Genomic DNA, 6,465 nt, shown 5'->3' with positions numbered 1-6,465 from the left:
CACGGACACCGGCCCCCTTCGGCATGCTCCCCGGAAACGGGGGTTACAGCGGCAGGCCGTTGAGCTTGCCGCCGTTGAGACCGCCCAGCAGGCCGCCGATCGGGCCGAGCGAGCCGGTGAGGCCGGACAGCGGGTTGTTCGAGCCGAGGTCGGCACCGCCGAGGCGGTTGGCCGACCCGTGCTCGGCCAGGCCGAGCACGTCGGTGGCGGGCAGGTCGGACGGCAGGGCGCGCTCGACCGAGCCGAGCGGCAGCGCCCGCTGCACCGCGCCGACCGGCAGCGCGTCGGCGACGGCGGTGCCGCCGGGGACGGCGCCGGTGAGCGTTTCGGCGCCCGGCAGGGCCTGGGTGACCGAGCCGGCCTCGGTGAGCCCGCCGAGCGGGCTGGTGCCGGCGGTGGCGCTGCGGGTGCCCGCGGCCTTGCCGGTGACGGCCTCGCCGAGCTTGCCGGCCAGTGTCGAGGCGACCTTCGGGGTGACCGAGGAGAGCTGACCGGCGGTCGCGGCGGTCTGGTCGACCGGGGCGGTCAGCGTGCCGGCCTTCTCGTTCGCCTCGGGCAGCTGCTGGGCGACGATGTTGCCGGCGGCGTCGGCGGAGGCCGGTACGCCCGCGGCGACGGTGGCCGCGCCGGTGGTGCCGGCGGCCTGGCCGAGCTGGTGGGTGGTGTGCTGGAGGGTGGAACCGGCGTCGGAGTTGGTCAGCTGGCCCAGCGGTGCCGCGAGGTCGCTCTTGGGCAGCAGGGCGTCCCCGCCCAGGGCGAACGCGGAGCCGGCCGCGACCAGCGGGGTCGCTCCGGCGGCCACGACGAGCGCGGCCTGGGCGATCCGGCGCGTGAGGGGGTGAGACATGGGGCTCCTCGAAGGGGTCTGGGTCCGTCCCGTCCGCCCAAGGGACCGGGCGTGGCCGACCGGGCGGACGACGTTGTTACCGCTTGAGAAGCCAGAAGGTTTCGGCCGATGCAAGGAAACTTCCTGACCGACCATCGGATCGTATGACCACAGCAGGGCGGCCCGCCGGGCCCGGTCGGACGCTGCCGAACCGGCCCCGGCCAAGGGGAGTGACGGTTCTCCACCCCGGTTCGCCGGAACGGGCGGTCGGTCCACCGGGGTTGACCGGAATCACCCGTCCGGCGGCAACCCGAACACCTGTGCGTCAGCTCTTGTCGGCCGGGGCCAGCGTGACCTGGACGAGCTTGGTCGAGGTGCCCGAGGTCTGGGTCTGCCAGCCGTCCTCGGACTTGGACTTGCGCCAGATCTTCCCGTCGTAGGCGACCGTCGCGATGCCCAGCTGCTGGGCCTGGGCGACCGCCCAGTGGGCGACCTCCCAGCCGCCGGCCCGCTCGGCGCCCACCCCGCCGTCCGCCCCCGCGTCCGAGGAGGAGGTCAGCGCGGCGGTGGCCGGGTCCGGGGTCAGCGAGACGGCGTTCTCGGCGCCCTTGATGGTCGAGGTGTAGCCGGTCGCCGGGGTCACCGTGCGGCCGAACTCCCGGCGCACCCGGTCGGACAGCACCTGGGCCCGGTCCGGCGCCGCGGCCGGGGTCGCGGTGGCGCCCGGGGTGGCGGAGGCGGAGTCCGCCGGGTCCGGCTTGGCGTAGTCGTGCACCACGCAGGAGAACGAGGCGGGCTCCCGGCCGGCCAGCGCCGAGGTGAGCAGGGTCGCCTTGGTCTCGTGCTTGGCGTAGGCCTGCGGGTAGCCGCTCTTCTGCACCGTCTGCGCGGCGTCGGTCAGCGGCATCCGGGTGTAGCCGGGGACCTTGACCAGGCCGTCCAGGAACTTGTTGGTCGCGTACACCGGGTCCGAGATCTGCGCCGGGGTGCCCCAGCCCATCGACGGCCGCTGCTGGAAGAGGCCGATCGAATCCCGGTCGCCGCCCGCGAGGTTGCGCAGCTTGGACTCCTGCATGGCGGTTGCCAGCGAGATCGTGGTGGCCCGGTCCGGCAGCGCGCGCGAGCGCGCCACCGCGGCGATCGTCGCGGCGTTGGCGGCCTGCGGCAGCTCCAGGGTGCCGTTGCCGGCCGCGGTCTTCACCGTGCACTCCTCGGACGCGCCCGGCTTGAAGCCGAACCACCAGATCCCGACCACGGCCAGACCGGCGACCAGGGCCAGGCCGAGCAGCCCGACGATCACCATCAGCAGGGCGCGCAGCGGCCCGCGGCGGCGAGTGGGCTCCTCTTCGTCGCCCAGCTCCTCGCTGCTCCTTCTCCTGGCCACCGTCGCCCCTCTCGCGCCTGCTTCTTGATCCGACACCGTACCCACTCGGACGGATGTGCGGCGCCCCCCGGTTGCCGAACCGAGTCCGATCCGTGTCACGGGGCGGCCGCACCGGGCGGACTAGGCTGACGCCCATGAGCAGCCCGAACCCGACGCCCCTGGACCTCACTCTCGACGGCGGCACGCTGACCGCACGGCTCGTCGACTTCCCCTCGGTGAGCGGCGACGAGCAGGCGCTCGCCGACGCCGTGGAGGCCGCGCTGCGCGGCTACCCGCACCTCACCGTGGACCGCCACGGCAACAACGTGGTCGCCCGGACGAACCTGGGCCGGGCCGAGCGCGTCGTCCTGGCCGGCCACCTGGACACCGTGCCGATCGCCGACAACCTCCCCTCGTACGTCGAGGGCGACCTGCTCTACGGCTGCGGCACCTCGGACATGAAGTCCGGCGTGGCCGTCCAGCTGCGCCTCGCCGCCACGCTGACCGAGCCCAACCGCGACCTCACCTTCGTCTTCTACGACTGCGAGGAGGTGGAGGCCCACCGCAACGGCCTGGGCCACCTCGCCAAGGACCACCCGGAATGGCTGGCCGGCGACTTCGCGGTGCTGATGGAGCCCAGCGGCGGCATGGTCGAGGGCGGCTGCCAGGGCACCCTGCGGGCACAGGTGCGGCTCACCGGCGTGCGCGCCCACGCGGCCCGCAGCTGGCTCGGCGACAACGCCATCCACCACGCCGCCGAGGTGCTCACCCGGCTCGCGAACTACGAGCCGCGCCGGGTGGAGATCGACGGCCTGGAGTACCGCGAGGGCCTGAACGCGGTCCGGATCGACGGCGGCGTGGCCGGCAACGTGATCCCGGACGAGTGCGTCGTGACGGTCAACTTCCGCTACGCGCCGGACCGCAGCGAGGCGGACGCGGAGAAGCACGTGCGCGAGGTCTTCGACGGCTTCGAGCTGACCGTCACCGACTTCGCGGCGGGTGCCCTGCCCGGACTCTCCCAGCCGGCCGCCCAGGCCTTCGTGGCGGCCACCGGCGGCCAGGCCCGGGCCAAGTTCGGCTGGACCGACGTCGCCCGGTTCAGCGCGCTCGGCGTTCCGGCGGTCAACTACGGCCCCGGTGACCCGAACCTGGCGCACAAGCGGGAGGAGCACTGCTCGCTGAGCGCCATCGCCGAGGCCGAGGAGCGCCTGCGCGGCTGGCTGACCAGCTGAACCGCGCGCGGCACCGCTCGTCCGGCCGGCAGCCGAACGACATCTTCCGGATGCTCAACCGACCTTCCCCCGTTGCCTGAAAACGGGGGAGGGCGGGCGTAGGGTTTCGTCATGACAGGCACAGGAGACGAGAAGCGCTACGGTCACGGCCCCGAGCAGGTCGGGGTGCCGCGGAAGAAGAAGGCCTGGCCCGAGAAGCAGAAGGGCCCGGTGCTGGTGCGCCGGGACCAGGTCGGCACGAGCACCACGGACCAGCGTCTGCTGGACACCACCGGCCCCACCGACTGGCTGCACACCGACCCGTGGCGGGTGCTGCGGATCACCTCCGAGTTCGTCGAGGGCTTCGGCGCCCTCGCCGAACTCCCGCCCGCGATCAGCGTCTTCGGCTCCGCCCGGACCGCGGTCGACTCGCCCGAGTACGAGGCGGGCGTCGCCATCGGCCGGGCCCTCGCCGAGGCCGGCTACGCGGTGATCACCGGCGGCGGCCCGGGCGCGATGGAGGCCGCCAACCGCGGCGCCTCCGAGGCCGGCGGCCTCAGCGTCGGGCTCGGCATCGAGCTGCCCTTCGAGCAGGGCCTCAACGAGTTCGTCGACCTCGGGCTGAACTTCCGCTACTTCTTCGTCCGCAAGACGATGTTCGTGAAGTACGCGCAGGGCTTCGTGGTCCTGCCCGGCGGCCTCGGCACGCTGGACGAGCTGTTCGAGGCGCTCACCCTGGTGCAGACGAAGAAGGTCACCCGCTTCCCGGTGATCCTCTACGGCAGCGCCTACTGGGGCGGTCTGTACGAGTGGCTGAAGAACACCCTGGTCGAGCAGGGCAAGGCGGCCCCGCACGACCTGGAGCTGTTCCACATCACCGACGAGATCGACGAGGTCATGAAGATCCTCGCCGACGCCCGCCGGCCCACCAACGAGATCTAGCCGGAGCGACGAGCGTCGGCACCGGGTCCCGAGCGCTCCGGAGGCGAGCCGAGCGCCATCAAGGGGTCCTAGGCCAGCCCCCGGCGGGCGACCGCCGGGGGGCGGGTGCCCCGGATCGAGGCGACCATGTCCAGCACCTGGCGGGTCTCCGCGACCTGGTGCACCCGGTAGACCTGCGCGCCCAGCCAGGCCGAGACCGCGGTGGTGGCCAGGGTGCCGAGCAGCCGCTCGTCCACCGGCCTGTCCAGGGTCTCGCCGACGAAGTCCTTGTTGGAGAGCGAGACCAGCACCGGGAAGCCGGTCGCGGTCATCTCCGGCAGCCGCCGGGTGGCCTCCAGCGAGTGCCGGGTGTTCTTGCCGAAGTCGTGCCCCGGGTCGATGATCACCGCATCCCGCCGCACGCCCAGCTCCACCGCGCGCTCGGCCAGCCCCACGGTCACGCGCAGGATGTCCGCCATCACGTCCTCGTACCCGATCCGGTGCGGCCGGGTACGGGGCTCGGCGCCGCCCGCGTGGGTGCAGACCAGCCCGGCGTCGTACCGGGCGGCCACCTCGGCGAGCTTCGGGTCCACCCCGCCCCAGGCGTCGTTCAGCAGGTCCGCGCCCGCCGCGCAGACCGCATCGCCGACCTCGTGCCGCCAGGTGTCCACGCTGATCACCGCCTCGGGGTGGCGCTTGCGCAGCTCGGCCACGAAGGGCACGGTGCGCCGCAGCTCCTCCTCGACCGTGACCTCGTCGCCCGGCCCGGCCTTCACCCCGCCGATGTCCAGGATCGCCGCGCCCTCGGCCATCGCCCGGTCCGCGGCGGCGAAGGCGGCCTCGTCGGCGAAGGTCGCACCCCTGTCGAAGAACGAGTCCGGCGTCCGGTTGACGATGGCCATGATCACCAGCTCGTCGTCACCGAATTCCCGCGGTCCCAGGCGCAGTGCCACCGATGTCTCCTCCACAGCTCCTGCGGGTGCGATGATGGCCCCCGGCCTCACTAAGGGACCATGCTGTCATGATCAGTGTGGTTACCTGCCACCACATAGCGGACCGGCCGGGAGTTCGGGAGGACAGCTCGTGTTCTGGGTGATCGTGGTCGCCATGGCCGTGGTGGTCGGCGGCGCCGCCCTGGTGGCGCTCGGCGGGGGCGGCTCGATGCCGGAGGCGGCACCGGACCGCATCTCCGCGCGACTGCCGCAGGACCGCCCGCTGGGCAAGGCGGACGTGGACGAGCTGCGCCTGCCGATGGCGCTGCGCGGCTACCGGATGGACGAGGTGGACGACGTCCTGGACCGCCTCGGCGCCGAACTCGCCTACCGCGACGCGCGGATCGCCGAGCTGGAGGCCGCCGCCCACCTGCGCGGCGCGGTCGAGGCGACCACCGCACCGGACCCGGCGGCCGAACCGCTGCCCGGACTGGAGCAGTTCGCCCGGGTGGTCGAGCCGGCCGTGGTGCTCGCCAAGCAGCCGGCCGCGGAGCAGGCCCCCGAGGACGCGAAGCCGGGGACGGAGAAGTGACGGAGGCGGTCGAGGGCGCGGTTCTCGGCGCGGACGGCCTGCGCCGCTGCGGCTGGGGCGACTCCACCGACGACTACCGGGTCTACCACGACACCGAGTGGGGCCGCCCGGTGCACGGCGACGACGCGCTGTTCGAGCGGGTCTGCCTGGAGGCCTTCCAGTCCGGCCTGTCCTGGCTGACCATCCTGCGCCGCCGCGAGGGCTTCCGGGCCGCGTTCGCGGGCTTCGAGATCGCCAAGGTCGCCGAGTTCGGCGAGGCGGACAAGGAGCGCCTGCTCGCCGACACCGGCATCATCCGCAACCGGGCCAAGATCGAGGCGGCGATCGCCAACGCGCGGGTCGCCCGCGACCTGGAGGGCGGCCTGGACGCGCTGATCTGGCAGTTCGCCGTCGATCCGGGCCGACCGGCCCCCCGCGCGATGAGCGAGGTGCCGGCCGTCACGCCGGAGTCGACGGCGCTGGCGAAGGCGCTGAAGAAGGCGGGTTTCCGCTTCGTCGGCCCGACCACCGCCTACGCCCTGATGCAGGCCTGCGGGCTGGTCGACGACCACCTGGCGGACTGCCACGTCCGCACCGGCGCCAAGGGCTGAGCCCCGGGCCCGGGCCGGCCGGCCCGGGCC

General features: G+C 73.6%; 7 protein-coding genes. 4 read left to right on the top strand and 3 right to left on the bottom strand.

Annotation, left to right across the window (positions count from 1 at the left end; translation table 11 throughout):
* Window positions 1-43: 43 nt before the first annotated feature.
* Both ACFU7Y_RS37640 and ACFU7Y_RS37635 read right to left on the bottom strand, forming a co-directional pair.
* Window positions 44-847: a hypothetical protein gene (locus ACFU7Y_RS37640; RefSeq protein WP_380771044.1), complete on the bottom strand. Its 804-nt coding sequence runs from the start codon at window positions 845-847 to the stop codon at window positions 44-46.
* Between the two features lie 304 nt (window positions 848-1,151).
* On the bottom strand, window positions 1,152-2,210 hold the full coding sequence (locus ACFU7Y_RS37635; protein ID WP_224282683.1) for a hypothetical protein: 1,059 nt from the start codon (window positions 2,208-2,210) through the stop codon (window positions 1,152-1,154).
* Window positions 2,211-2,344: 134 nt separating this feature from the next.
* Between ACFU7Y_RS37635 and dapE the strand changes: the two genes are divergently transcribed.
* Both dapE and ACFU7Y_RS37625 read left to right on the top strand, forming a co-directional pair.
* Window positions 2,345-3,421 carry a succinyl-diaminopimelate desuccinylase gene (dapE, locus tag ACFU7Y_RS37630; RefSeq protein ID WP_224282682.1) on the top strand — a complete coding sequence of 359 codons (1,077 nt, stop codon included), beginning with the start codon at window positions 2,345-2,347 and terminating at the stop codon, window positions 3,419-3,421.
* Window positions 3,422-3,532: 111 nt separating this feature from the next.
* On the top strand, window positions 3,533-4,342 hold the full coding sequence (locus tag ACFU7Y_RS37625) for a TIGR00730 family Rossman fold protein (RefSeq protein WP_224282681.1): 810 nt from the start codon (window positions 3,533-3,535) through the stop codon (window positions 4,340-4,342).
* A gap of 68 nt (window positions 4,343-4,410) precedes the next feature.
* On the opposite strand, the gene folP is transcribed toward ACFU7Y_RS37625, so the two are convergent.
* Window positions 4,411-5,223, bottom strand: a complete 813-nt coding sequence (gene folP / locus ACFU7Y_RS37620) for a dihydropteroate synthase (RefSeq protein ID WP_380771045.1) — start codon at window positions 5,221-5,223, stop codon at window positions 4,411-4,413.
* 181 nt (window positions 5,224-5,404) lie between these two features.
* Here folP and ACFU7Y_RS37615 point away from each other — a divergent pair, with 181 nt between their 5' ends.
* Both ACFU7Y_RS37615 and ACFU7Y_RS37610 read left to right on the top strand, forming a co-directional pair.
* A complete protein-coding gene (locus ACFU7Y_RS37615; RefSeq protein ID WP_224282680.1) occupies window positions 5,405-5,845 on the top strand; it encodes a DivIVA domain-containing protein in 441 nt (146 codons plus the stop codon).
* The gene (locus tag ACFU7Y_RS37610; RefSeq protein WP_308020260.1) at window positions 5,842-6,435 is read left to right on the top strand and encodes a DNA-3-methyladenine glycosylase I; all 594 of its coding nucleotides are present in this window, start codon (window positions 5,842-5,844) and stop codon (window positions 6,433-6,435) included. Before ACFU7Y_RS37615 ends, ACFU7Y_RS37610 begins: the two co-directional genes overlap by 4 nt.
* Window positions 6,436-6,465 lie beyond the last annotated feature (30 nt).

Origin of the sequence: Kitasatospora sp. NPDC057542, from assembly GCF_042801945.1 — a bacterium.
Lineage (GTDB): Bacteria > Actinomycetota > Actinomycetes > Streptomycetales > Streptomycetaceae > Kitasatospora.
This window is presented reverse-complemented; position numbering and strand designations above follow the sequence as displayed.

What these genes read in the sequence shown, in the direction of transcription:
- ACFU7Y_RS37640 (WP_380771044.1), bottom strand. Translation starts at nt 847, where the DNA reads ATGTCTCACCCCCTCACGCGCCGGATCGCCCAGGCCGCGCTCGTCGTG.
- dapE (WP_224282682.1), top strand. Translation starts at nt 2,345, where the DNA reads ATGAGCAGCCCGAACCCGACGCCCCTGGACCTCACTCTCGACGGCGGC.
- ACFU7Y_RS37625 (WP_224282681.1), top strand. Translation starts at nt 3,533, where the DNA reads ATGACAGGCACAGGAGACGAGAAGCGCTACGGTCACGGCCCCGAGCAG.
- folP (WP_380771045.1), bottom strand. Translation starts at nt 5,223, where the DNA reads ATGGCCATCGTCAACCGGACGCCGGACTCGTTCTTCGACAGGGGTGCG.